Here is a 26,181-nt window from a genome sequence, read left to right as displayed (position 1 = left end):
TTTGCGTAAAGAAGGGGATTTAATTATGAAGGAACAACGTCATAACAGGAAATTGACAAGATTGGTACTGGCGGCGCTATTGTGCACGGGAGGGGGACTTGGGACAGCATCGGCTGAGTCGGTAAATCCAACTGCCCGTACTGCTACATCAACGACCATAAGTGCAACTTCGCTAAACACCGAAGGAGCAACTATGGGTGCGAACGATTATGTATTTGGTAATATTATGGGCATGACTTCGGGTGGCCTAAGGGATGTCTTTTCCCAACTGTCAACGCCAATGGTGGTTATTACGCCTGGACAGAGTGCGGTAACTTCTATTCTGAATACTTGGACCGGTGCCGCCTCCGGATTCACTACGACAATGACAGGCGGTACGCTGAAATATCTGTACGGCGGGTACAGCACGACACAGGAAGCCGCGAATAATACCGTAAACCTCAACGGCGGTACGGTGACAACTGTGTATGGAGGCTGTTCTCAAAAAACCAATGCCAATAACAACCAGGTCACTATAGCAAGTGGAGCCACCGTGAACGAAGTTTATGGCGGGAATGCCAACAACGGCACAGCCGGTGCTGCGGGCAATGCAGACAATAATACAATCACCATCAACGGCGGTACGATAGGTGGGATAACTGGTGCATATTCTGCTGTCGGCAGCGTCACTGGAAACAAGGTTATCATCAATGCTACTGACAGCCCCATTAACGGCGCTTATCTGCATGCTGGATACGGAAAAACAGACGCCACAGGAAACATCTTCACCATCAACGGCGGTGAAATCAGCAGTGGCGTTTTAGGCATTACCGGCGCTTTTGCATATAACGGCACCGCAACGGCGAACGAGGTCAACATCACGGGAGGAACAGTCAATTCTCCTGTGGAAGGCGGCCATGCGATGAGCGGCCAGGCCACGAACAACAAAGTTACCGTTTCCGGCGGTACGATTAATAATAGTATCACTGGCGGCTGGGGTTATACGAGGGCCAGCGATAATACCGTTGCCATTTCGGACGGCACAATCACAGGCACAGTTATTGGCGGCCAAAGTTCCAACGGCGATGCCACGAATAATATCGTCACCATTTCCGGCGGCAGCATTTCTGGAATGGTCACAGGCGGCATGGCAACAAGCGGCACAGCATCTAACAACACGGTCAATATTCTCGCCGCCATGACACTAATGGGTATCAATGGTGGCAGCGGTGCAGACGGCTCCGATAATACCGTCAATTTTGCCGCCAAAGGCATAACCATTACGGATAATATTTACGGTGCGGAAAATATGAATTTCTATCTGCCTGATGACATCTCGGCAGGAGATACCATGGTGACCGTTAACGGTGGTACGACATATTTGATGAATACGACCATCGGCGTGGCGGCACAAACAGGTGTAAACCTTAATCAAGGGGATACCGTAACTTTACTCAGCAACGCCAACGGCTTTACGGGCACAGCCAAAACCACTACACTGACCACTGCTCCCACAGCCACCAGCCTGACTCTAGACACCTCTTATAAATTCGCTGTTAATCAAGAAAGTACTTCAATTACTGCCACTGTTACCGACAAGACCGAGAGCAGTACGGAAAGCAGTTCAGCACGGGCTAAATCCCTTGTAGAAACCCGCGCCGCTACCACAACCTTTGTCAATGCTGGTGCAGATATGCTTTCCTCGCAGGGATTTATGCAAGCCGCTAATGCTGTGGCTCTTGAGGCAGCTGAACAGAGCCACAATGGTGCTGTTAATGCTCCTGCCGTAAGTTCATTTACCCCCTTTGCTGCTGTGGGTGGCTCATCCATGCGTGCCCAAAGCGGCTCCTATGTCGACACCAAGGGCTTTGGCCTCAATGTCGGCTTTGCCCGGGAAATTAGCAACGCTCAGGGCAAGCTCCTCTTTGGCCCCATTGTGGAATACGGCGGCGGCAATTATGACAGCTACCTCGAAGACGCAGCAGGTACTCACGGCGAAGGCAAGGCTCATTACTTCGGCGTAGGGCTGATGGCACGGCAGGTCAACCATGACGGCCTCTACTACGAAGGCAGCCTGCGCGGCGGCCGGGTGAACTCTGACTACAAGAGCACTATGGACACCCTGGGCAAGGTCGATTACGACAGTTCCTCCAACTACTTTGCCGCCCATCTCGGTGTCGGCAAAGCCTTTAACCTCGGCAATGGCAACACCCTTGACGGCTATCTGAAATATTTCTACAGCCATCAGGCCGGTGACACCACTACCATACATATCGAAAAGGCCGCTGACGAGCGCGGCAGTTTCTCCGCCGTAGACAGTCACCGCCTCCGCATTGGCGCACGGCTCACGCACAAAGTCAACGACCGCAACAGTTTCTACGGTGGCCTTGCCTACCAGTATGAATTTGGCGGCGAAGCCAGAGCCCACTTCTCCAGTGGCGGCAACGTCCCCAGTCCCAGTGTCAAAGGTGGCAGCGGCATGCTCGAACTCGGCTGGCAGGTTAAACCCGGCGGCCCCATTGCCATCGACTTAGGCATGACCGGCTGGGCCGGAAAACAACGCGGCGGCAGCGTCCAGCTCGGCGCTACGTGGAAGTTCTAAATCGCCTTATCCAGGACTCCTTTCAGATGCGTTATTGTCCATTTCCAACAGGGTAACATCTTCTGTCACTTGATGAAAATGCGCAATCATGGCAATTTGCGTTTTATTCCCAGTTTTATGCAGTAAATTGCTGATATGAAAGCGCACCGTACGCTTCGTTATAAATTGCGCTGCAGCAATTTCACCAGCATTCTGACCTTTCAGGATGTCCAGCAAAATCTCTGCTTCCTTTGCCGTAATGCTATAACGACGGCAGTATGCAGTAAAGATATCGCCAGCTGACTCATCTTCACATTTCCCTACGGATTTCTCCTCTACCGGCTGCGTCTCTGTTTCAGATTTATGAGACGCAGCCTTTATTTTCTCCTTAGCAAGTTCAACCAATGCTTCCAGACACCCCAGCATGCTACGATAAAGCAACGCAATAGCAACCAGCAGTAATGTCGTATAAACGGCCAGCATCGTCAGCGTTGAAGTAAGAGGCCACAGCCATAACCCCATCATCAGTCCAAAACTCGTTAAAGGCAAACCAACAATACGCCCCATAGCCGCCCATCGTTCGGGACAAGCCGAGTGGGCGGCTGCGTGCAAAAAACCAACCGTCAGCAAAATAATAGCCGGTGCCGAATAAACAGCTTCCACGATTTGTGCCAACAGGATAAACAAATCTGCATCAGCCGCCATTGCCCTAAACCACAAATAATAAGCATTGGTCAGCAAAACAACGCCGGGAAGCAGCAGCATACGCCTGTCTGCCAGCCAGCCAAAAGCCACCAACCCCATCGCATAAAACAAGCGCGATGCCGGAAAAGACGGCGCATATTCGGCGTAGTGCATAATCGTAACACTATCAGACAAGCCCATCAGCAATGACAGCACTGCAGCACCGCCCAACAAATAGACACGGCTTTTCTGAAAAAACGATGACCAGACCGGCGAATCACTTTGCGGCGTGGAAACAGACAGAGAAATCGGCTCACGCTTGATAAAGTAGGTAAATGCAGCCAAACACGCTACGGCCCCCCACTGTGCCAAAGACACTTCAGTAAAATACCGATCCGCCTCGCCCACAGCGAATTGCAAAAGTGCAGCTCCCCCATAAGAAAGGCCAATGAAACGCCCAAAATGTGTAGCTGAAACCTCTGTTGCTACGCGGCACAAAATAAACGCCGTTAGAAATCCCCAGCCCATCGTCGCCAGCACAATTTCCACGAAAAACAACGGGGAAGCAGCTGAAAAAATCTCCATAAGCAGGTGACTGACCGCGCAAAGCCCCACGATATAAAGTGGAACACGATACTGAACACGTTCTTGCAAATGACGGAAGCCAAAAGCGAAGCATGCCATCCCTGCCGCCCCAGCGCAAGACACCAGCACCGTATTCACGGCAGCTTCAGATACGCCCTGCACACCACTCATGGCCAGATTATAAACCAGAATCAGATATATGTATATCAATGTCGTTGATGACAATAAACGTACAGAAAACAAGATAATTCCTCCATGAAAATCAAAATTACTCCATCCACATTATAACACTTTTTTCATGCTGATACGAATAAACAAAAAATTACGATGAATCCTTACCTTTATTGCCTACCTGTACTAAAGTACAGGTAGAAAAATTCATTATTTTTCCATAACTGTATTTTAATACAGTATTATTTCTATATATAATCTTTTATGATAGTCTTTGGGATTTTATGTTTACGGAAGGGGCCGTTGAAATGACACCAGCATACCGAATTTATTCCGTACCTTATAATGGGACGGAACCTGAATGGTTTTTACAGGAGGTGAAAAAGCGCAAACAACATATCGACCATGTCTATTGTGAACTGCCGTTTCAGGAAATGATTTCTCATGTGCGTTTTACCTTTGACGACAGGAAAGCGGCCGGAGAGCCACCTGCCAATGTGGATTCCATGCGGGCACAGTACCTGAAAAACTGCTTTGAGTTCCTGCGCCTCTCCCGAGGACAGGTGCGCCGCATCTGCCCCGTCAATGCCATGAGTTACCAGTTTGACAGTGAGGATGCTGTCAAAAGCTTTGTCCTTACTCTGGCGCGGGCAGCTAACGAATTGCAAATCGAGGGCTTTATCCTCTCGGATTACCGGGTAGCCGCCCTCCTGCACGCAGTAATGCCGGAGCTGGAAATACACACATCCTGCAACGCTTATCAGTGGAATCTGCGGCAAATGGAAATCTGGCGGGAAAAATGCGGTGTAAACGTATTCAACCCGCCTCGAGAAATTCTACGTTCACCGTCCAAACTGAAGGAAATGCACGCCGCAGGCTTCCGCCTCAAATGCCTGGTCAACGAAGCCTGTCTGATGGGCTGTCCCAATTCCTTCAACCACAATCTGGCCATTGCCAGAGGGCAGCGTCCAATACTTTTGAGCTGCTGTCAGGACGGCATTGCAGATTTGTTCCGGGCCAATTGGATCCTGCCCCGTTGGCAGAAGTATTATGATGATGTGGTGGATATCTATAAGATAGCGGGGCGGAACTCTGCAGGGGATTATCCCTTCCGTACTCTGGATGCCTATTTGACGGATAACAACAGCCTGCCATTAGTTGAACTGATGCTTTCCGGCACCATTCTCTTCGCAGCCCAGGTACTACCTGCTGAAATCCTGCAGAAAATAACCGTTGAGCAAGTGCCAGACAAGCTGCTGACCTGTGAATGCAAAGAGTGCAGCACTTGCGGCCTCTGCGAAAAAATCCTGGCAGAACTCATCCCGAAACAATATCAGGACACGTTCCGCTTCAAAATCAAAGTTCAATAAACGACGCAAAATAAAGGGGGATAAAAAATGAGAAATTGCAGCAAGACAAAGCAAAAAAGATTGGCCAAGCTCGTATTGGCCGCACTGATGTGCACGGGGGGGGGACTTTATAATCTATCTACAGATGTATTAGCAGCATCGTATGTTGTCAACGGTACTGTAGAACACGAAGGCAACACCTCCAGTTTTTCAGGAACCAGTTTTACGCCTGGGCATGCCGACTACGCCTACGGGAATGAAATCTTTGCCGTGTCATATCCAACGACCTCTGCAGACAACTTCACAGTTACCATCACCTCCCCTACATCCTACAGGCTTTTTGGTGCCGCCGCCACTACCAGAGGCTCGGCCAGCGGTAATACCCTGACCATCACAGGCGACAGTACCACAATAACTCAGATGGTATACGGTGGCTATGTTTATGGTGACAGCAATCCCAGTCCTACAGGAACCGCCAACAACAATACCGTTAATATCAACAGCGGTACCATTAACAGTGTAACCGGCGGACAAGTAGGTGGCGGTTATTACGCCGTCAGCGGCGATGCCAATGACAATACAGTCACCATCAGCGGCGGTACGGTAACCGGTTATATATACGGTGGCGCTACTTCTGACGGAGAGGCCAGCGGCAATACCGTCACCATCCAAAACGATGCTGAACTTGACAGCAACGCGCGCATTTACGGTGGCTTTACCATGAATGGGGCCGCCAATAACAACACCGTCAATATTCTCAAAGCCGTTACGGTCAAACACATCTTGGGCGGTGAAGGCACATCAGCCACCGGGAACACGCTGAACATCGCGGCCAAGGGTGTAACTGTTGGGGACGAAGGTGTCGTTGGCTTCCAGAATATGAATTTCTATCTGCCATCAGATATTGCCAGCGGCGATACCATGCTGACAATTAACAGCAGCGCTACCGATTTAACTGGTGTCACCATCGGTACGGCAGCCCAGACTGGGGTAAATCTCAATCAGGGGGACACGGTGACTTTACTCAGTAATACCAACGGCTTTACAGGCACAGCTGCCACCACTACGCTGACCACTGCGCCCACAGCCACCAGCCTGACTTTGGACACCTCCTATAAATTCGCTATCAATCAGGGCGATACTGCCGTTACCGCCACCGTTACTGACAAGACCGAAAGCAGTACGGAAAGCAGTATGGAACGCGCCAAGTCCCTTGTAGAAACGCGTGCGGCTACTACTACCTTTATCAATGCCGGTGCGGATATGCTCTCCTCACAGGGCTTTATGCAGGCCGCTAATGCCGTAGCGCTCGAAGCTGCCGAACAGACGACCAGCGGCGCGGCAGGCGTGCCCTCTGTTAGTACCTTCACGCCGTTTGCCGCTATGGGTGGCTCCTCCATGCGTGCACAGAGCGGCTCCTATGTCGACACCAAGGGCTTTGGCCTCAATGTCGGCTTTGCCCGGGAAATCAGCAACGCTCAGGGCAAGCTCCTCTTTGGCCCCGTGGTGGAATATGGCGGCGGAAGTTATGACAGCTACCTCGAAGATGCCGCAGGCACCCACGGCGAAGGCGGCGCGCATTACTACGGCCTTGGTATCATGGCGCGGCAGGTCAACCATGACGGCCTCTACTACGAAGGCAGCCTGCGCGGCGGCCGCGTAAACTCTGACTACAAGACCACCATGGATACCCTCGGCAAGGTCAATTATGACAGTTCCTCCAACTACTTTGCCGCCCACCTCGGTGTCGGCAAAGCCTTTAGTATCGGCAACGGCAACACCCTTGACGGCTATCTGAAATATTTCTACAGCCATCAGGCCGGTGACACGACCACCATACATATTGAAAACGCCGCTGACGAACGCGGCAGCTTTGACGCCGTGGACAGCCACCGCCTGCGTATCGGCGCACGCCTCACGCACAAGGTCAACGACCGCAACAGTTTCTACGGCGGTCTTGCCTACCAATACGAATTTGGCGGCGAGGCCAGAGCCCACTTCTCCAGTGGCGGCAACGTCCCCAGCCCCAGTGTCAAAGGCGGCAGCGGCATGCTCGAACTGGGCTGGCAGGTAAAACCTGGCGGCCCCGTAACCATCGACTTAGGCATGACCGGCTGGGCTGGAAAACAGCGCGGCGGCAGCATCCAGCTCGGCGCTAACTGGACATTCTAAAAAATACATTATTGTACTAAGAGCCCCTCTAGACTAAATCACTAGAAGGGGCTCTTATAAATTTGCTGAAAATTATCCCGTTTCATGGTATAATCCAATTAGAACCCCAAAGGAGCGCGTTTACCATGACATACCCAAAAGACCTTCTCAAGCAGGCTATCGAGAACGATATTGCCAACAAAAAATACAATCCCATGAACGATGTCCTGTTCAAGTTCATCTTCGGCAAGGATGAGCGGAAGCAGGTCACCATCGACTTTCTCAACGCTGTCCTTGACCGTCACGAGGCCAAGGCCATAAAGGACATTCAGTTCCAAAACAGCGAAATTGTCCCGCTCTATGATGACGACAAGCTCACCCGTTTGGACATTTTCTGCGTCACTGAGGACGGCACGCAGATTGATGTGGAAGTCCAGATTGTGGACAAGAAAAACATGGAACGCCGCACCCTTTACTATTGGTCGCAGATGTACCTGATGAACCTGGCCAAGGGTGGAAAGTATCAGAATTTGAAACCGTCCATCACCATCAACATCCTGCGCTATACGATTTTCCCCGGCGAACCGGCGCACTCCATGTACAGCATTTACAACAAGGAAACCGGCCGCCGCTTGAACGAAGACATGGAACTGCATTTCCTCGAAGTCCCCAAGTTCCAGAAAAAGCCTATCAGCGAAATGACCAGTGTGGAGCGCTGGCTGGCTTACTTCTCCAACAAATTGGATGCCAAAGAAATGGAGGAACTGGCTATGAATGAAGTTGCAATTCAGACTGCGCTGGACGCAGCCGCTATATTTATGCAGAACCGGCAGGAACGCCTCGACTACCTGAACCGCGAAATGGCCATCATGGACTATGAGTCCGATAAAGATGCCTGGATTGAAGAAGGCAAGGCGGAAGGCCGTGCCGAAGGCATGGAAGAAGGCCTGGCTAAAGGTATGGCGGAAGGAGAAAAAGCCGCTGACCGCCGCACAGCTATGCGTATGCTGCAAAAGAATAAACCGATTGATGAAATTCTGGAATTGGTTGATTTAACCCGGGCTGAAATTGAAGAACTCGCCCGCGATATGAAAAAAATCTAATCGTGGAAGATCTTTATCTTCCAAACCAAAAGTCCCTTGAGGAATTTATGCTCAAGGGGCTTTTTGTTTGTTTTTCCCCAGCCTACGAAGTACAGGTAAAGTACAGGTCGCTTGCAATGCGTTTTGGCAAAGACTGTACCTGAAGTACAGTAGGAACATACAGCCAAACGCAGAAAAAGTAAAGGAAATGTTTATTATTATTCTATTGTTAGAGGAGCGATTTAATATGCACAAAAACAACAGAAAATACAAACAGCTGGCCAGCTTAATCGCCATTGCACTATTGTTTTCAGGGGGGGGGACTACTTGATTTATCCGGGATGGCAGAGGCGACGGAAGCCACAATTACGAATGTAAGTGGAGGCACAGGTTCATATACCTTTACTCCGGATGGAATAATGACCAAGGTGAGTAATACTGACTATGACAGCTTTTATCCTACGTCTGCAAATGTTCTGAATGTTACAGGCAGCTTTACTGCCGATGCCCTGACACTTATAGGCGGCTATGATGCAGGAGCTAATGGAGCTACTGTAAATATCAATGGAACCAATATAACCTTATATAGTATTTATGGCGGCAAGAATAACGGCAGCGTTACGGGAAATCATGTGAATTTCCTGGGAGGGACAACTATATTCACCCCTGAAACTGCCATCATTACAGGTGGTTACGGAAGCGGTACTGTAACGGATAATCACGTCAATATCAGCGAGGGCAGCACCGTAATGTACAACGGAGGTAACGGAGGCTATGGCTCTATGATTAAGGGGGGCGAAAGTTCTAGTGGAGACGCTGAAGCCAATACGGTAACAATCAGTGGCACTCTTGAGCCTACATCTTCTGGCATACTCGCAATATATGGCGGTCAGAGTACCGCTGCCAGCAAGAGCGCGAAGAACAACAGCGTAACCATTACGGGAAATGCGGCTATAAACACAACAGCGGCGACTGACAGAATTTATATCGCGGGCGGTGTCACCAATGGAGAGACCACAGGCAATACAGTTACCATCAGTGGCAACAGCACCTTTGGGAGCGGTACCGTGCATATCAATGGTGGTGCCGGTGGAGTTGCTAATGATAACACGGTTACCATCAGCGGCGGCACTGTCAAAGGCTACATTTACGGCGGTTATGGCGATACCGAGGCCAGTGGCAATACTGTCACCATCGAAAAAGATGCGGTGCTTGACAGCGAGACCCGCATTTATGGTGGTATGGCTGTAGATTATTCGGTGAATCCGGCTGTCTATGGTACGGCCAATAACAACACCATCAATATCCTCAAGGCAATTACCGTTAAGCATATTCTTGGCGGTGAAGGTTCCACGGCTACAGGCAATACGCTGAATATTGCCGCCAAGAACGTGACGGTAGGCGATGAAGGTGTCGTTGGCTTCCAGAATATGAATTTCTATCTGCCATCAGATATTGCCAGCGGCGATACCATGCTGACCATAAACAGCAGCGCTACCGATTTAACTGGTGTCACCATCGGCACGGCAGCCCAGACTGGGGTAAATCTTAATCAAGGCGATACAGTAACCTTAATCAGTAATACCAATGGATTTACCGGCACCGCTGCCACCACTACTTTGACCACAGCACCGAAAGCCACCAGTCTTACTGTAGACACTTCCTATAAATTCGCTATCACTCAGGAAGCTACCGCAGTTACCGCTACTGTGGCAGACAAAACAGAAACCAGCAATACCGACAGAGCTAAATCCCTTGTGGAAACCCGTGCCGCTGGCACCACCTTCGTCAACGCCGGGGCAGATATGCTGGCCTCTCAGGGCTTTGCTCAGGCTGCCAACGCCGTGGCCATCGAGGCCGCGGAAAATGTCAGCAAGGAAGCAGCAGGTGCACCTGCCGCCAATGCTTTCACGCCCTTCGCCGCCTTCGGTGGTTCCAGCTTCCGAGCACAGACCGGCTCCTATGTGGATACAAAAGGATTTGGCCTCAACGTGGGTTTTGCCCGGGAGATTTCCAATCCGCAGGGCAAGTTATTGTTCGGCCCCATTGTGGAATATGGCGGCGGCAGTTATGACAGTTATCTTGAAGATGCGGCGGGTACCCATGGTGAAGGTGGTTCCCACTACTTTGGCGTGGGCATTATGGCACGACAGGTCAATCACGACGGTCTCTATTATGAGGGCAGCCTGCGTGGCGGCCGCGTAACATCCGACTACAAGAGCAATATGGATACCCTCGGCAAAGTCAATTACGACAGCGCCTCCAATTATTGGGCCTTCCACCTGGGTGTAGGCAAGACCTATAATCTCAGCAACAATAACATTCTGGATGGCTATCTGAAGTATTTCTACAGCCATCAGGCTGGTGACACCACCACCATTCATATCGAGAATGCTGCGGATGAACGTGGCAGCTTCGATGCGGTAGACAGCCACCGCCTCCGCATCGGCGCCAGACTTACTCACAAGGTCAACGAGCGTAACAGCTTCTATGGCGGCCTTGCCTACCAATATGAATTCGGCGGCGAAGCCAGAGCCCATTTCGCTGGTGGCGGCAACGTCCCCAGCCCCAGTGTCAAAGGCTCCAGCGGCATGCTGGAACTTGGCTGGCAGGTAAAACCTGGCGGCCCCGTAACCATCGACTTAGGCATGACCGGCTGGGCTGGGAAACAACGCGGCGGTAGCATCCAGCTCGGCGCTAACTGGACATTCTAAAAAACAAGGAGTTTCTGTATGACATTACTTCGTACAGAAACTCCTTATTTTTATAGCAAATTATATTTCAGCAATTATACAAACTATATATTTATATTGTGTATAATCACTGAAATATTGACAAAAAGCAAGTCCCCCTATATAAATTAAGTAATCATACACAACAAACGATAAAATGTGTGTTTATAGTAAAGGACAATTCTTATGGTTATGATACTTAAAGATGCTATAAATCAATACGGTTCTTTATACAAGGTAAAACAAGCTATGCAGAAAGGAGAACTTTTCAAACTTTCGCCTGGCTTATATTCCAAGAATGAAACCGCTTCCGATATTGAGATTGTTATGGCTAGCTACAAGGATGCAATTTTCATTATGGATAATGCCTTTTATTTTTGGGGACTAACAGATGTTATACCTGACCAACTTCATTTAGCTACAGGTCGGCATATGACACGCATCAAGATGGCTGGCGCAAAACAATATTTTGAGTCAGTCAATTATTACGGTATTGGAAAAACGCAAATGCTATACAACGGTTTATCCATCCGTTGCTATGACCGTGAACGAATGCTTTTAGAGCTAATCCGCCATAGAAATAAGATGGCTTTCGATTATTATAAGGAAATAGTACAAAGCTATCGCCAGCTGAAGGATAGTCTTGATTTTGCTAAACTCGATGATTATATAGATGCGATACAGGCTACCTGTACTAATTTACAGGTAGAAAAATCGCCCCTTTCTTCAAAACTGTCCATATTGTCAGTAGATTTTGGATAAGCACCCGCCTATGATAGTCTTTGGGATTTTCTATCCTGACGGTATCAAAATTTTTATAAACGGCGCAAGCCAAAGGGGGATAAAAAATGAGAAATTGCAGCAAGACAAAGCAAAAAAGATTGGCCAAGCTCGTATTGGCCGTACTGATGTGCACTGGGGGGGGATTCTTTAGTCCGCCATCGGCAGAAGCATCCACGGCAGATAAAACGATATATATTGACACAGATGATAACGACACAGTAAAACTTGGCTCAGGCGCAGTTTTGCCCACAGGTGCTGAGTTGACACCTGCTGTTGGCACGTCCAATACAAAATCCCTGACCATCACCGGCACCAGTGCTTGGTCTAATTGGAGTATAATCGGCGGTTATCCCGGCACTCAAAGTGCCGATGGCTATTCACTGACACTGAATGATTTTACAAATACTGGTACGGATATAAACCAATTTATCGGTGCCTGGGGTAAGAGCGCCACCAACAACACCATCACACTGAACAATCTCAATGTCATTTTATATAACGGAATCGTAGGCGCTCAAGCCTATAATGGAAGTGTGGAGAATAATCAGGTCATCATTGCGGGTGGTACCATTACAACTGGCTATATAATCGGTGGTAATATGAGTAGTGCTTCCCTAGTCAATGCAGTCAACAACAGTATTACCATTTCAGATGCGACAGTCACAGCTTCCCAGAACATTATATGTGGAAATACGACCAACGGCAATGCCACAGGCAACACCATCACTATTACCAGTGGTACGATTAGTGCCAACAATATTGTTGGCGGTTGGGCCTCAAACGGCGGTGACGCAACAGGAAACAGCGTCATTATCAAAGGCGGTACCGTCACCGGCGCAGTCATAGGTGCCCAGACAGACGGCACCTCTAATTATGGCAATGCCAAAGACAATACGGTGACGATTTCCGGTGGCACCATCAACGGCATGGTTTCTGGCGGTATGGCAATGGGAACTGGTAATGCCACTGACAACACTGTCAATATCCTCGCTGCCATAACTTTGCAGGGCATCAACGGCGGCAGCGTCATGTCAGGTACCTCCTCCAACAATACCATCAACTTTGCCGCCAAGGACATTACTATCACCGACAATATCTATGGCGCACAAAATCTGAACTTCTATCTGCCTTCCGACATTGCCAGTGGTGACACAATGGTGACCATCAATGGCGGTGCTACTGATTTTACCACTACTCCTGTGACCATCGGCGCAGCGGCTCAGACTGGGGTAAATCTCAATCAAGGAGATAAAGTCACTTTGATAAGCAACGCTGCAGGATTTACCGGCACCGCTGCCACCACTACTTTGACCACGGTTCCTACAGCCACCAGCCTGACTTTGGACACATCCTATCAATTCGCTATCAATCAGGGCGATACCGCCATTACCGCCACCGTTACTGACAAGACCGAAAGCAGCACGGAAAGCAGTATGGAACGCGCCAAGTCCCTTGTAGAAACGCGTGCGGCTACTACGACCTTTATCAACGCCGGTGCAGATATGCTCTCCTCACAGGGCTTTATGCAGGCCGCTAATGCCGTAGCGCTCGAAGTTGCCGAACAGACGAACAGCGGCGCGGCAGGCGTACCCTCTGTTAGTACCTTCACGCCGTTTGCCGCTATTGGTGGCTCCTCCATGCGTGCCCAGAGCGGCTCCTATGTCGACACCAAGGGCTTTGGCATCAATGTCGGTTTTGCCCGGGAGATTGCCAATCCGCAGGGCAAACTGCTCTTTGGTCCCGTAGTGGAATACGGCGGCGGCAGCTATGACAGCTACCTCGAAGATGCCGCAGGTACCCACGGTGAAGGCGGCGCCCATTACTACGGCCTTGGTATCATGGCACGGCAGGTCAACCATGACGGCCTCTACTACGAGGGCAGCCTGCGCGGCGGCCGCGTGAACTCCGACTACAAGACCACCATGGACACCCTGGGCAAGGTCGATTACGACAGTTCCTCCAACTACTTTGCCGCCCACCTCGGTGTCGGCAAAGCCTTTAATATCGGCAACGGCAACACCCTTGACGGCTATCTGAAATATTTCTACAGCCATCAGGCTGGTGACACCACCACCATCCATATCGAAAATGCTGCGGATGAACGTGGCAGCTTCGATGCAGTAGACAGCCACCGCCTGCGTATCGGCGCACGGCTCACCCACAAGGTCAACGACAAGAACAGTTTCTACGGCGGTCTTGCCTACCAGTACGAATTCGGCGGCGAAGCCAGAGCCCACTTCTCCAGTGGCGGCAATGTCCCCAGCCCCAGTGTCAAAGGCGGCAGCGGCATGCTCGAACTCGGCTGGCAGGTTAAACCCGGCGAAACGCCCCTGACTCTCGACCTCGGCCTCACCGGCTGGGCCGGAAAACAACGCGGCGGCAGCGTCCAGCTCGGCGCTACGTGGAAGTTCTAACTCTCTTCTCATATGCAAAAAGCACATATCAGGCAACTTGTCAGCCTGATATGTGCTTCTTTTTTACGCCAGTACGTAAACCTCAATGTTTCTCCGGCCGAAGTTCATGCATTCGCCGTAAGTTTCCATGCACAGGTCCACTTTCTGGCCGCGGATAGCACCGCCGGTATCGGCAGCGATAGCCACGCCATACCCCGGAATATATACCCGGGAACCCAATGGAATGACCCCAGGGTCAACCGCAACGACACCGCGGCGGGCAGGAATACCAGTGGCGGTAATGCCTGCGCCGCTCCCATCTGTAGGGAGGTAAGCCGTTGCTTCCATAGTGTAGGCGGCGGTATAGGCCATCATGCCCATTTCCGTCTGCACCTTGGGTCTCATCTGTTCTTCACGCATACGCTGCAGTGCCTCGCGTTTTTTTGCACTGTCAGATACTACTATGTCTAGGTTCTCCTGAATTTTCGCATCCAGTCCCAGAGGCGTTTCCACGTCCTCCAGATTATAGCCCAACTCGATCAGGGCGTCACCTACGGTCTGCTTGCTGGTCACAATCTGTTTTGCCTGACCATTGTACGTTACCGTTACCGGAACCGCGCGGTAAACGGTGATTTTCGTGTTCTTGCCATCCTTTTCCAGATGGTATTCGTCATTGGCTCTAAGTTTCACGCCATTTTTTCCTAAGATAAAAGCTGGATTCGTATGATTAGTCGTGGTCGTAATTGTCTTGCCATCGGCCACAATGGTCACCTGGTGCCAATCGTCCGGCAACGTGGTTTTGGTAAAACCAGTTGTCATCATCATCATAATGGCCAGCACCACGCACATTACGACTTTCTGTTCTTTATGGTTGAATGTTAACAGCTTCTTTAAACTCATTAAAAGCCCCCTTCAAGGTTTGGTGAAGAACTTTTAGCAGTATAGCATGAGATTTGAACCCTTGTCAAATCTCACTGATATATTCTCCCACATTTAGCTGAAAAACACATGAAAAATGGGAATAAAAAAGCAGTGGACGGCTATTTTCATAGTTCGTCCACCACTTTTGCTCAAAAACAGGCAAATTCCCGTTTTAGATACCGTATAATTCCTCAGCGTTGATTGAGGTTTGTTTAGCCACCATTTCCACAGAAATCCCCTTTATTTCGGCAACTTTCTCCGCCACATAACGGACAAAAGCCGGCTCATTCTGCTTGCCGCGCATGGGTACAGGTGCCAAATATGGGGCATCTGTCTCCACTAAAATGCGTTCCAACGGGAATTTTTCCACGATTTCTGGAAGTTTCGCAGCGTTTTTGTAGGTCAGCGGGCCATCCACGCCGATATACCAGCCCATTTTATAGATTTCCTGAGCCATTTCGAAGCTACCGGAGAAACAATGCAAGACACCTTTTAGGCCTTTGCCTTCCTTTTTGAGGATGGTCAGCGTGTCCCCATGTGCCTCTCTATCATGGATGCAGACCGGCAGATGCAGCTGCCGGGCCAAATCGAGCTGATGGATAAACATGCGCCGCTGCAGAGCGCGCTTATCTTCATCCTTTTCCCAGTAGTAATCGAGGCCGATTTCGCCAATGGCTACTACACGCTCCGCTTCGGACCAGCTAGCCAGCTGGTCATCATCGGCAGAAGTCAGTTCATAGATTTCCTCGGGATGGATACCCACACCGGCGTATACACCTTCATAAGCAGCGGCCAGTTCCACCGCCTTGGCAGAGGATTCTAAGGTATCGCCCATATTAATCAAGCGGGTAATACCGGCTTCCTTTGCCCGGGCTATGACTTCCGCTTCCTGTCCCGCAAATTTCCCATCATTAAGGTGAGTATGCGTGTCTACCAGTTCAAAAGCTGCCATCTTAGCGCACCGTGGAGCCGACCGGCATATCCACCGACACAACCTTCAATTCATCGCCCTGAGAAGCGGCCAGCACCATGCCGTGGGAAACAATGCCGCGAATCTTGGCTGGTTTCAGATTGATGACCATGACCACGTTCTTGCCAATAAGTTCAGCAGGCTCATAGTGCTTGGCAATGCCGGACACGATTTCACGCTGTTCATCGCCCAAATCCACCGTGAGTTTCAGCAGTTTTTCCGTCTTGGGCACGGGTTCTGCTGCGAGAACCTTGACTACCCGCAGATGAATCTTGGCAAAATCGTCAATGCTGACTTCTGCATTATCGTCAGCCTGTTCTTTTTTGTCCGCTTTCTTTTCCTGCTTGTTTTTCTTAGCCGGTTTTTCCTGTTTGGCAGGAGCTTCTTCCTTCTCTACTTCAATGCGCGGGAAGAGCTGTTCCGGCGTACCAACCTTGTGGCCACCTTCGATGCCACCCCAGGTCTTAATATCGTCAAGCTGAACATCAGCAAAGCTGCCCGACAGGTTGAGCTGCTGCCAGATACGTTCTGCCGTAATCGGCATAAAGGGGCTAATCAGCACGCTGATATGGCGCAGGGATTCAGCCAGATTGTACATGACATTAGCCAGTTCCTGCTTCTTGCTTTCATCCTTGGCCAGTGCCCAGGGAGCCGTTTCATCAATGTATTTGTTCGCACGGCTGATGAATGCCCAGACCTTCTTGATGGACAGGGAAAGTTCCATCTTCTCCATGTTTTCGGCGAAGTAAGCAACCGTTTCAGCGGCGTCGGCCTTGAGGCTCTTATCCACGTCACTTTCGCCCTGTGGAGCGATAAGCACGCCATCCTGGAACTTGCCCACCATGTTGAGGGTGCGGTGCAGGAGGTTCCCGAGGTCGTTGGCCAAATCGCTGTTAATGCGACCAATCAAGGCATCACGGCTGAAGTTACCATCCTGGCCGAGGTTGATTTCACGGAGCAGGAAGTAACGGATAGCATCTGCACCGAATTCGTCAATGAGGCCGATGGGGTCAATGACATTGCCCTTGGACTTACTCATCTTGTCGCCATCGACAATCAGCCAGCCATGGCCGTAAACCTTTTTCGGCAGCGGCAGGTCGAGAGCCATGAGGATGCAGGGCCATATGATGGTATGGAAACGCACAATTTCCTTGCCCACGAGGTGCAAATCAGCCGGCCAGTACTTATTGAACTTCTCTTGGTCATCGAGGAAGCCAATCGGCGTCAGATAATTGGTCAGCGCATCGAACCACACATAGATAACGTGCTTTTCGTCGATGGGCACCGGGATACCCCAGTCAAAGGACGTACGGGAAATGCACAAATCTTCCAATCCCTGCTTGATAAAGTTAATCATCTCATTGCGGCGGGACACCGGCTGAATGAAATCCGGATGTTCTTCAATATAGGAAAGAATCTTATCCTGATAGTTGCTCATCTTGAAGAAGTAGGCTTCTTCGGACACTTCCTGCACAGGGCGGCCACAATCCGGGCAGCAGCCGTTTTCATCGAGCTGATGCTCCGTCCAATAGCTTTCGCAAGGCGTGCAGTAGAGGCCCTTATAGGACCCCTTGTAGATATCGCCCTTGGCATAAATGCGGCGGAAAATTTCCTGCACCACTTTTTCATGGCGTTTTTCCGTCGTGCGGATGAAGTCATCATTGCTGATGTTGAGCTTCTGCCAGAGGTTCTGGAAGCCAGCCACGATTTTATCCGTGTACTCAATGGGCTTGATGCCGGCTTCTTCGGCCTTCTGCTGAATTTTCTGGCCGTGCTCGTCAGAGCCCGTCAGGAAAAATACATCATCCCCGGCCAGGCGGTGGTAGCGGGCAATGGAGTCCGCAATGGTCGTGCAGTAAGCATGACCGATATGCAGCTTGGCACTGGGATAGTAAATCGGCGTGGTAATGTAAAATGGTTTCTTTTCAGACATGGAAAATGATCCTCCTTATATTGCACCCGCAAATGATTCGGGTGTTGTATGCGTTGTTACTTCTTGGGCAGCATAACCACAGCTACCGGCAGATTGGACGCGCCCGGCGGGGAGAATTCAAAAACGGTTTCCCCTTTGCCGATGCTTTCACCTAAAGGCGCCAGCTCCGTATTCTGGGCCAGCTGCCATTTGCCCGCTTCACGCTGGGCCTGCATTGTATCGGTTTCCGGTGCGGTTCTGTCACCAAAGTATTCGCGTGCGCCCGGCGTGGGGAACAGCGTATATGTCTTGGTGGCCTGGAAGCTGCGCATGGCTCCAGCGTAAACACCTCCAAGGGGACTTAGATAGTAGTCCACATCCCCGTCCTGCACCGGCAGTTCAATGCGGTAATTGATACCATAGTTGCCGTAGTTGGTGACGGCACTGCCATCGGTGGCATCAATACCCTTACGGTATTTATCAGACTTGTTATCAGCCAGCATGAAGTATACGCCCCCATCCTCGCCAGGGTTATACACTTTGCGGGCCGAAAGCACCCGGTTCATGCCCTTAAACGTGCCTCTGAGGCGCATTTCATCCTTGGGCAGCACCGGCAAATTGCTCACTGCCGTCACAGGATCGCCATAGGCGTCCAGCATAATTACCGACACCAGCACAGAATGATCGGCATGGAAATCAAAGACACCATAGGTCAGCTCTCCGGGCTGCAGAATGGTCATATTCATGTTCTCCTGCAGCAGGCGGGACATCCCGGGCTGCAGGTCGATTTTCTGATTCTTTTCCTGACTGAAATACTCCAGCTGGGTGGCCTTGCCCACCTTGAGGTAATCGCTGCTGGGCTGGCCGTTGCCGCCGCGGGTAATGGTTACCGTATTGGCGCCGTTATACTCATTTTTGAGTACGACCGCCAGTTTCTTGGGTTCACTGGTGTTATTGAGATGGTAAAACAGCACACGGGCATCCCCCTTGACAGAATCCTGATAGAGAATGCCGTTCTGGTCCACATACTCCGGACTGTCGGAGAAAATCAGGGTGCCCCCTTCATCCCGGCTATCCATATCCCAACGGGCCAGCCCCTGTGGGTTCTGCTCATCCTGCGTCTGCTTTCCGTCTCGCGACTGCAGAATATTTTTTATGCGGTCCAGGATTTTCGTATCCGATGCCCCCTTTACCTGCTGATGAGCTGCAGTTCGGTCGGTGCGCACAATCGCTGCGCCCTTATCCTCTGCATGGCGGGCCTGTGCCAGTGCAGGCATCATAATGATGCCCGCGGCCAGCACAGCCAGTATTTTCTTAGTTCCTTTCATTAAATCAAAACATCCTTACTAAAGTATTACTCGTTGATTATATGCTGATGAATTCCCAGACGGGTCATGACCTCACCCTTGAACAGACGCAGCTTGAACTCCGTCAGCCCCAAACGGGGATGCGGAATATTGGTGCGCTGCAACAGATAGGGATTGGTCTTGAACGTATTGAGGCCCCCATCACCGGTCACTGCCGTGAGGTATTCGTTTTCCTTGAGAAGTTCCGGCATTCCCTCATCATAAGCCCCATTCGGATAGGAAAAGGTGAAGATGGTCTTAAGACCGTTCCACTCCATCAGGAGCTTGGAAAGTTTCATTTCCTCTGCCTGCTTCTCCCTGTCCAAAGTGGTCAGCGGCTGATGGTTGGCCGTATGGCTCCCCAGCTCAATGCCACGGTTCTGCATATCCCGCAGCTGATTCCAGGACAGATACCCCTTGCGGCCAATGCTGTTGGTGACCATGTAAACCGTGGCCTTCATGCCTCGTTCCTCCAACATGGGCAAAAGAACGGTGTAATTGTCCTCATAGCCATCATCAAAGGTCAGAATCACCGGCTTATCCGGCAATTCCTGCTTGCCCTTCTTGGCCCGCACAAAATCCTGCATGGAAATGGTGGTATAGCCCTGTGCCTGCAGATAATCGAGCTGCTCCTTAAACTCCGCCACCGGCACTGCATAGGACCAGCCTTCCTCATCCACATCATCACAGACATGATGGTATTCAAGCACCAGTACGCCCCGTGGCGTCGGTGTCATGGTCAGCCAGGAAATAAAAACCAACAGGACAAAGGCCAAGATGCCCAGCCCATACTTCACATAACGCAAACTTACATCCCTCTTCCTTATTTTATAGCAGCTTAGAGCTGTTCTGCTATCTCTTTTAGTTTTCTCATTCTATGGTTCATGCCGGACTTGCTGATGCCCAGCATTTCCGCCAGTTCCTGCAAAGTGGCATCGGGGTTCTCCAGACGGGCTTTGGCAGCCGCCCGCACCTTGGGAGGCAAGCTGGCCAGTTTGCCATCTTTTTCCAGCGCCCGGATAATCGCCAACTGCCGGCCGGCAGCATCCACCGCCTTCTGCAAATTGGCGGTTTCGCAGTTCACCAGCCGGTTCACCTGCTCCCGAACTTCCTTGACATTGCGGGCCACTTCGAAGCTTTCCACCGCTTCATCCGCTTCCAACATGCCCAGGAAATCAATTACGGAATCGCCTTCCTTCATGTAGACGATATAGGAATCCTTACGGTCCACAAAGCCCGCCGGAAAGCCCATGCGCCGCAGCAAATCATAGAGCAGATTGCCCAGCTCGAAGCTCCCCGTCACCAATTCCAGATGATAGGCCGCCTCGGGACGGTTCACACTGCCGCCCCCCTGAAAAGCCCCCCGCAGATAGGCAATGCGGCAGCACTGCTTCTTTAGGATGCCCCGGTCATTTTCCATATTGAGGCTGTCATCATGGAGAAAGCCAATCCTTGTAAAGAGCTCGTTGACCTTCAGGGATGGCACCACCCGCACGGTATAACTGTTGTTCTTATTGAGCTGCCGAGAGCGGCGCACGGTGATTTCCGTCCGCAGATTTTCCCCTTCGCTTTTTAATAACTGCAACACCTTGCGGGCCACAGCCGCATTTTTCGAGGTAAAATTCAGACCAAAGGTATGACCGGCGCCAAAGGTCAGGTTGGCTCCCATGCGCAAGAGCGCCGCCAGCTCCGCTCCCCGGCAGCAGGCATCCTCATAATAAAGCCTTGCCAGTTCGTTCTTTACCTCTGTGGCAAAGGATGGCATAAGCCTCCTCCTTTTCCCAACTTACTTGATTTCGTATTTCTTCAAGGCACTGGGCTGAAGATGGTAAACCATATTCATAACCGCCTTGCTGAGCTTATCCGGGTCGTGACGGATAAGTTCCTTTTCGTTGATGATATCCGCTTTGACGAAACCTACGCCTAGCGCGTTGATGGCATCTTCATCCACTTCCACCGGATAGGCGCCCTTAGCCGCATAGTAATCCTGCATCTCCGGCGAAATCGGCGAATCATTGACCAGCATATAGTCGATGATGCCCTTGCCGCCATGGTCAATAATGGCCTTGGCATGCATGGAAGCGGTATAGCCGTCAGTTTCCCCGGGCTGGCTCATGACGTTGCAGATGTATATCTTGATGGCCTTGCTCTTCCGGATGGCCTCCGCCACGCCGTCCACCAATAGATTCGGCATGATACTGGTGTAAAGGCTGCCCGGCCCTAAGATGATGGCATCGGCATTGGTAAGTGCATCGAGTGCCGACTGCACCGGCTGCACCTGTTCCGGGAACAAACGCACCCGATGAATTTTCTTATGGACTTCGGGAATCTGGGATTCCCCTTCCACTACAGTACCATCCTCCATGACGGCGTCCAGCCGCACATGGTCTTTCGAAGCCGGCAGTACCTGACCTTTCACCGCCAAAACCTTGGAGGATTCCCGCAGGGCTTGCTCCATATCGCCCGTCACTTCATTCATGGCGGCGATAAAGAGATTGCCGAAGCTATGACCGGCCAGTTCCGACTCCCCTTTGAAGCGGTACTGGAAGAGTTTTTCCATCAACGGTTCTGTATCGGCCAGCGCCACCAGACAGTTGCGCAAATCTCCTGGGGGGATAATGCCAAATTCCTCCCGCAGACGGCCCGAAGAACCGCCATCATCGGCTACCGTCACCACAGCGGTGACATTGCTGGTGGCAGCCTTAATGCCCCTGAGCAGTACCGACAGGCCATGGCCGCCGCCCACTACGGTAACATTCGGGCCTTTGCCCAACCGTCGCTTTTCATAGATAATATCCACCAGCCGTTCGGAATTATCCGGCAGCAGCACCATGATAACCGAGCGAATGACATAGCGGGTAGCCGCCAGCATCAATACCGCCCCCAGCGCCACTACGAGAATACCGATAATCGTGGTGATGGAATAATCATAAGTCCCCTTCCAGAGGTAAACCGCCTGAAAGATGGCTTCTTCAATGGCATCGAGATATTTATAGTTAAAAACGAGGGCCAATCCCAGACTCACCAGCATAACCCCTGCCGAAAACAGCACGAGCCAGCGCTTGAATTTCATGCCAGGATACAGCCATTTTAACAAATGCATATCTTAGCACTCCTCACGCACGTGTTCCCACACATCGTTTTTCATTAAGTCCCTATGCTCCAGTTTCACCGGCAGGCCCTTGTCCTTGAGCCGGTCAAAAACATGTTTGGCAATAAAGACGCTGCGGTGCATGCCGCCGGTACAGCCCACGGCAATGACCAGCTGACTCTTGCCTTCCTTCACATACTGGGGCACGAGGAAGTCCATCATGCCGTCCAAATGCTCCATGAAATCCTGCGTCACAGGGAAGCCCGCAATGTATTCTGCCACTTCCGGCACAGCACCGCTCTTATGGCGCATGGATTCAATATAGAATGGATTGGGCAGGAAGCGCACATCAAAGACCATATCCGCATCCAGTGGCATACCGAACTTAAAGCCAAAGGACAGCACGTTGATGCTCATCTGCTCTCCGTCGCTGTTGCCAAAAATCCGGTGAATCTTGTCGCGCAGTTCCACCTTTTTGAGTTCCGACGTATCGATAATATAGGTAGCCTTGGCTCTGGCCGGGGACAGCCGCTCCCGTTCCTTGGCAATGCCGTCGGAAATGCGGGAAGACGGTGCCATGGGATGGCGGCGGCGAGTCTCCTTATAACGCCGGATAATGCAGGCATCGGAAGCATCCATAAAGAGCATTTCATAGGGAACATCTTCCTTGTCCATATCGTCGAGCACATGGATGAAGGTGTCAAAAAATTCCCGGCTGCGAGTATCCACCACGAGCACGACCTTGCCCACATGGTCACCCGCATGTTTGCAAAGTTCCACAAATTTGGGTATAAAGACAGGCGGCAGATTATCCACCACGAAATAGCCTAAATCTTCCATATAACGGCAGGCCTGGGTCTTACCGCCGCCGCTCATGCCGGTGACAACCACCAGCCGGAATTTATCTTCTTTGGGTTGTTCCTGAACTTCTTTGCCTTCTTCAAATTCCTGTTCCATCTAATCCACCTGCCTTATTCTGTCTTGAGAACGTATTTATACACAGCCTGCGCCCAGCCGTCATCATCACAATTCCCCGTCACGGCATCGGTTACGGCCTTGACTTCTTCCGTACCGTTGCCCATCGCGACGCTGAAACCAGCAGCCTTAAGCATGGGCAAATCGTTTGCTGCATCGCCAATCGCCATGGTCTCGCTGATGTCGATATCCAGCATTTCTGCCAGCCGCACCAGCGCCGAAGCCTTGGACACGCCCGGGCTGATAATCTCAATAAAGTCCTTGGAAGATTGGGTCAGCGTAACACTATCCCCAAATTCAGCCTCAAGTTCTGCCATCCAATCCTGCGTAACGGCAGGGTCAGGGGTAATAATCAGCATCTTGTACATCTGGCTGACCTTTTCCCGCATGCCTGCATAGCCGATATTTTTGCCAGTGACTTTTTGGCTGTGCTCATAGCGCCTGGAAAATTCGCCATAATCGGAATAATAGAGTTCATCACCGCTATAAGTCTGCAGGTACCAGCCTCTTGCTGCCGCAAAATCCGTAATCCGGCGGCAAATATCTTCATCCAAATACTGCTCGTAATAAACCTTGCCGGAAGTGGATTTGATGAGGGCTCCATTATAGGTAATGATGGGCACATCCAGCCCTAAAGCCTCAGCCACCGGCATAGCCGCCCGGTACATGCGCCCGGTGGCAATGGTCACAATGGTACCCGCCTTGGCCGCTGCCTGCGCCGCTGCAATATTGCCTGCCGACACAGGTTGGCCTCCCCGCAAAAGGGTGCCATCCAAATCCGTTGCCAACAATTTTATCGTCATAAAAATGCCCCCTCGTGGTATTTTTACTGTTCCTATTTATAATCAATACTTCTATTTTCTCACATCCCGCTGAAATTGCAAGGAAAAACTCGAATATGTTATACTATCTATGTAAATTCGTAAAATTCATGAATGATAGAGAGGAATCTTACTGATGATAAAAAAAATCTTTATGGGTATCGGCCTGCTGCTGATGGTTATCGGCATCTTCGGCCTGTCCTACACCTGGCATATCGACCACCGCACAGCCGAGAGTTTGTCAGCCTACTGCCGCATTGATTTCCAAACGTCACATACGGCGCAGGGAAAACTTGAAGGAGCTGTGCTGACCATCTGGGACTGGCGCTACGACAATGCCAAGCTCAAAAACGAAGCCGTCCTCTACACCGATGGAGATGCCTGGGAAATGAAGGCCGCCACCAAACAAACACCGCCACCGCATGACAGCCGCGACCATGCCTGGCAGAACGAAAACAAACTCTTCGTCGAACTGCCCCGCTCCAGCCTGCCCGCCATCAAAAAAGCGGAAACCGTACGGTTCCGCTTCTACTACGATAATGGACAGACAATCGACTTGCCGCTGAATGAACCCGACCTTGAGTATTGGAAGCGGCAGGTACAGTGATTGCTTCTATTGGAAGTCCGGCGGGGCCGGGCAGATTTTCCCCCGACTGCGCTTGTGCGGCAGGCTAAACCTATTTTTTCCTTGATTTAGCGGGAACGGCTTAAACTCACTTCGTTCAAACAAAAGCCTTTTCCCGCTAATATTTAGGTGGGCAAAAAACAGGTTCTTAACGCCTGCCGCCCAACGCTTCGCTGGGGCAAAATCTGCCCGCCCCCGCCTCCGTCATTATTGATGATACTATAGCCAAAACATTCCCCTCTAACAACTACATAATAAATTGGTGTAAAAAAATTAGCACCATGATATAATTTAGGTAACAAACGGCGAAAGGAGAACTACTTATGAAAGAGTATTGCAAACTCTACAAGGAGAACCATACTCTCATATTCGCCATTATGCGGATATGGGAAACGGACGAGAACGGCGAAAATTTAGAAATGCGCGTGGAATGCGAGGACGATATGGACATCTATGCCGAATTCACCCTCCCCGCTTACCATTGCCATCATGCTTATGGCTTCAAAGAAAGCGAATTAATGGAGATAAAAAATTTTCTCAAAGATAACGCCGTCACAATTTGGCGCATGGCAAGGGGTGAGCTCTGTGCCTAAAGCGTTAGTTGACTTCCTTGGCTACGCAATCTACTTTTGGCTCAACGAAAGCGAACCGCTAGAACCTGTACATGTACACGTATCCAAAGGCCGCCCCACGCCCAACGCCACCAAGATATGGGTGACGAGAAATGGTGTCAGGCTTGAACACAACAACAGTCAAATCCCCCGCAACGAACTAAAGGAACTACTAAACTTCATCAACGAGAATAAAAATACCATTATCGTTGAGTGGGCCACCAGATTCGGCAGAACTGATTTTAAGGAAAAATAAGATTCTCATCCCGCCTTTATAGATGGTGCACGAAAAGTTGCACAATAATCATAATAATGCACAACTAGCCGCCAGCGGTGATGCTTGCCTAAGCGGTACGTAGAAGTTGTGCGTTAAGAAACGGCTCTCTTGCCAATCCTTAATCACCTGTATAAAAGTCTAC

20 protein-coding genes are annotated in these 26,181 nt (G+C 50.7%); 10 read left to right on the top strand and 10 right to left on the bottom strand.

Annotated features, from left to right (window positions below; translation table 11 throughout):
• Positions 1-25: 25 nt before the first annotated feature.
• The gene (locus P157_RS0103545; RefSeq protein ID WP_155266694.1) at positions 26-2,581 is read left to right on the top strand and encodes an autotransporter domain-containing protein; all 2,556 of its coding nucleotides are present in this window, start codon (positions 26-28) and stop codon (positions 2,579-2,581) included.
• A gap of 6 nt (positions 2,582-2,587) precedes the next feature.
• Here P157_RS0103545 and P157_RS0103540 read toward each other — a convergent pair whose 3' ends face one another.
• The gene (locus P157_RS0103540) at positions 2,588-4,072 is read right to left on the bottom strand and encodes a helix-turn-helix domain-containing protein (RefSeq protein ID WP_026759794.1); all 1,485 of its coding nucleotides are present in this window, start codon (positions 4,070-4,072) and stop codon (positions 2,588-2,590) included.
• Positions 4,073-4,308: 236 nt separating this feature from the next.
• Here P157_RS0103540 and P157_RS0103535 point away from each other — a divergent pair, with 236 nt between their 5' ends.
• The 6 genes from P157_RS0103535 to P157_RS13755 all read left to right on the top strand — a co-directional run bounded on the left by P157_RS0103535 (position 4,309) and on the right by P157_RS13755 (position 14,511).
• Positions 4,309-5,370 (top strand): U32 family peptidase, encoded by a 1,062-nt coding sequence (locus P157_RS0103535; protein ID WP_026759793.1) that lies wholly within the window; start codon positions 4,309-4,311, stop codon positions 5,368-5,370.
• A gap of 27 nt (positions 5,371-5,397) precedes the next feature.
• Entirely contained in the window at positions 5,398-7,521 is a 2,124-nt protein-coding gene (locus tag P157_RS0103530; protein WP_026759792.1) for an autotransporter outer membrane beta-barrel domain-containing protein, read from the top strand.
• 125 nt (positions 7,522-7,646) lie between these two features.
• Positions 7,647-8,603 carry an Rpn family recombination-promoting nuclease/putative transposase gene (locus tag P157_RS0103525; RefSeq protein WP_051598478.1) on the top strand — a complete coding sequence of 319 codons (957 nt, stop codon included), beginning with the start codon at positions 7,647-7,649 and terminating at the stop codon, positions 8,601-8,603.
• 398 nt (positions 8,604-9,001) lie between these two features.
• On the top strand, positions 9,002-11,296 hold the full coding sequence (locus P157_RS0103515) for an autotransporter outer membrane beta-barrel domain-containing protein (RefSeq protein ID WP_026759789.1): 2,295 nt from the start codon (positions 9,002-9,004) through the stop codon (positions 11,294-11,296).
• Between the two features lie 204 nt (positions 11,297-11,500).
• Positions 11,501-12,076 (top strand): type IV toxin-antitoxin system AbiEi family antitoxin domain-containing protein, encoded by a 576-nt coding sequence (locus P157_RS13760; RefSeq protein ID WP_051598477.1) that lies wholly within the window; start codon positions 11,501-11,503, stop codon positions 12,074-12,076.
• Positions 12,077-12,162: 86 nt separating this feature from the next.
• Positions 12,163-14,511 (top strand): autotransporter outer membrane beta-barrel domain-containing protein, encoded by a 2,349-nt coding sequence (locus P157_RS13755; RefSeq protein WP_037368098.1) that lies wholly within the window; start codon positions 12,163-12,165, stop codon positions 14,509-14,511.
• 63 nt (positions 14,512-14,574) lie between these two features.
• Here P157_RS13755 and P157_RS0103500 read toward each other — a convergent pair whose 3' ends face one another.
• From P157_RS0103500 to P157_RS0103460, 9 genes are all read right to left on the bottom strand, one after another.
• Positions 14,575-15,390: a G5 and 3D domain-containing protein gene (locus tag P157_RS0103500; protein ID WP_026759788.1), complete on the bottom strand. Its 816-nt coding sequence runs from the start codon at positions 15,388-15,390 to the stop codon at positions 14,575-14,577.
• Between the two features lie 193 nt (positions 15,391-15,583).
• Positions 15,584-16,363: a TatD family hydrolase gene (locus tag P157_RS0103495; RefSeq protein WP_026759787.1), complete on the bottom strand. Its 780-nt coding sequence runs from the start codon at positions 16,361-16,363 to the stop codon at positions 15,584-15,586.
• Position 16,364: 1 nt separating this feature from the next.
• Complete coding sequence (gene metG / locus P157_RS0103490) at positions 16,365-18,314, bottom strand: methionine--tRNA ligase (protein WP_026759786.1); 1,950 nt, start codon at positions 18,312-18,314, stop codon at positions 16,365-16,367.
• 56 nt (positions 18,315-18,370) lie between these two features.
• Positions 18,371-19,621 carry a hypothetical protein gene (locus tag P157_RS0103485; RefSeq protein WP_026759785.1) on the bottom strand — a complete coding sequence of 417 codons (1,251 nt, stop codon included), beginning with the start codon at positions 19,619-19,621 and terminating at the stop codon, positions 18,371-18,373.
• Between the two features lie 26 nt (positions 19,622-19,647).
• Positions 19,648-20,445, bottom strand: coding sequence for a polysaccharide deacetylase family protein (locus P157_RS0103480; RefSeq protein WP_080695374.1), 798 nt, complete (start codon positions 20,443-20,445; stop codon positions 19,648-19,650).
• Between the two features lie 32 nt (positions 20,446-20,477).
• On the bottom strand, positions 20,478-21,404 hold the full coding sequence (gene whiA / locus P157_RS0103475; protein ID WP_026759783.1) for a DNA-binding protein WhiA: 927 nt from the start codon (positions 21,402-21,404) through the stop codon (positions 20,478-20,480).
• A gap of 21 nt (positions 21,405-21,425) precedes the next feature.
• On the bottom strand, positions 21,426-22,742 hold the full coding sequence (locus P157_RS0103470) for a gluconeogenesis factor YvcK family protein (RefSeq protein ID WP_026759782.1): 1,317 nt from the start codon (positions 22,740-22,742) through the stop codon (positions 21,426-21,428).
• A 3-nt stretch (positions 22,743-22,745) separates the two neighbouring features.
• Positions 22,746-23,687 carry an RNase adapter RapZ gene (rapZ, locus tag P157_RS0103465; RefSeq protein WP_051598476.1) on the bottom strand — a complete coding sequence of 314 codons (942 nt, stop codon included), beginning with the start codon at positions 23,685-23,687 and terminating at the stop codon, positions 22,746-22,748.
• Between the two features lie 14 nt (positions 23,688-23,701).
• Positions 23,702-24,508: a Cof-type HAD-IIB family hydrolase gene (locus P157_RS0103460; RefSeq protein ID WP_026759780.1), complete on the bottom strand. Its 807-nt coding sequence runs from the start codon at positions 24,506-24,508 to the stop codon at positions 23,702-23,704.
• Between the two features lie 154 nt (positions 24,509-24,662).
• Between P157_RS0103460 and P157_RS0103455 the strand changes: the two genes are divergently transcribed.
• From P157_RS0103455 to P157_RS0103445, 3 genes are all read left to right on the top strand, one after another.
• Positions 24,663-25,133 carry a hypothetical protein gene (locus P157_RS0103455; protein ID WP_177166225.1) on the top strand — a complete coding sequence of 157 codons (471 nt, stop codon included), beginning with the start codon at positions 24,663-24,665 and terminating at the stop codon, positions 25,131-25,133.
• Between the two features lie 341 nt (positions 25,134-25,474).
• Entirely contained in the window at positions 25,475-25,744 is a 270-nt protein-coding gene (locus tag P157_RS0103450; protein WP_026759778.1) for a hypothetical protein, read from the top strand.
• Positions 25,737-26,018, top strand: a complete 282-nt coding sequence (locus P157_RS0103445; RefSeq protein ID WP_026759777.1) for a DUF4160 domain-containing protein — start codon at positions 25,737-25,739, stop codon at positions 26,016-26,018. Before P157_RS0103450 ends, P157_RS0103445 begins: the two co-directional genes overlap by 8 nt.
• Positions 26,019-26,181: the final 163 nt, after the last annotated feature.

It is taken from the genome of Selenomonas ruminantium AC2024, assembly GCF_000687995.1.
In the GTDB taxonomy this organism is placed as follows: Bacteria; Bacillota; Negativicutes; order Selenomonadales; family Selenomonadaceae; genus Selenomonas_A; species Selenomonas_A ruminantium_B.
The sequence above is the reverse complement of the archived record's forward strand: the minus strand, read 5'-3'. Positions and strand labels throughout refer to the sequence as shown.

Coding starts and splice junctions, on each gene's coding strand:
- P157_RS0103545 (WP_155266694.1), top strand. CDS start 26: ATGAAGGAACAACGTCATAACAGGAAATTGACAAGATTGGTACTGGCG.
- P157_RS0103535 (WP_026759793.1), top strand. CDS start 4,309: ATGACACCAGCATACCGAATTTATTCCGTACCTTATAATGGGACGGAA.
- P157_RS0103530 (WP_026759792.1), top strand. CDS start 5,398: ATGAGAAATTGCAGCAAGACAAAGCAAAAAAGATTGGCCAAGCTCGTA.
- P157_RS0103525 (WP_051598478.1), top strand. CDS start 7,647: ATGACATACCCAAAAGACCTTCTCAAGCAGGCTATCGAGAACGATATT.
- P157_RS0103515 (WP_026759789.1), top strand. CDS start 9,002: ATGACCAAGGTGAGTAATACTGACTATGACAGCTTTTATCCTACGTCT.
- P157_RS13760 (WP_051598477.1), top strand. CDS start 11,501: ATGGTTATGATACTTAAAGATGCTATAAATCAATACGGTTCTTTATAC.
- P157_RS13755 (WP_037368098.1), top strand. CDS start 12,163: ATGAGAAATTGCAGCAAGACAAAGCAAAAAAGATTGGCCAAGCTCGTA.
- P157_RS0103500 (WP_026759788.1), bottom strand. CDS start 15,390: ATGAGTTTAAAGAAGCTGTTAACATTCAACCATAAAGAACAGAAAGTC.
- P157_RS0103495 (WP_026759787.1), bottom strand. CDS start 16,363: ATGGCAGCTTTTGAACTGGTAGACACGCATACTCACCTTAATGATGGG.
- metG (WP_026759786.1), bottom strand. CDS start 18,314: ATGTCTGAAAAGAAACCATTTTACATTACCACGCCGATTTACTATCCC.
- P157_RS0103485 (WP_026759785.1), bottom strand. CDS start 19,621: ATGAAAGGAACTAAGAAAATACTGGCTGTGCTGGCCGCGGGCATCATT.
- whiA (WP_026759783.1), bottom strand. CDS start 21,404: ATGCCATCCTTTGCCACAGAGGTAAAGAACGAACTGGCAAGGCTTTAT.
- P157_RS0103470 (WP_026759782.1), bottom strand. CDS start 22,742: ATGCATTTGTTAAAATGGCTGTATCCTGGCATGAAATTCAAGCGCTGG.
- rapZ (WP_051598476.1), bottom strand. CDS start 23,687: ATGGAACAGGAATTTGAAGAAGGCAAAGAAGTTCAGGAACAACCCAAA.
- P157_RS0103460 (WP_026759780.1), bottom strand. CDS start 24,508: ATGACGATAAAATTGTTGGCAACGGATTTGGATGGCACCCTTTTGCGG.
- P157_RS0103455 (WP_177166225.1), top strand. CDS start 24,663: ATGATAAAAAAAATCTTTATGGGTATCGGCCTGCTGCTGATGGTTATC.
- P157_RS0103450 (WP_026759778.1), top strand. CDS start 25,475: ATGAAAGAGTATTGCAAACTCTACAAGGAGAACCATACTCTCATATTC.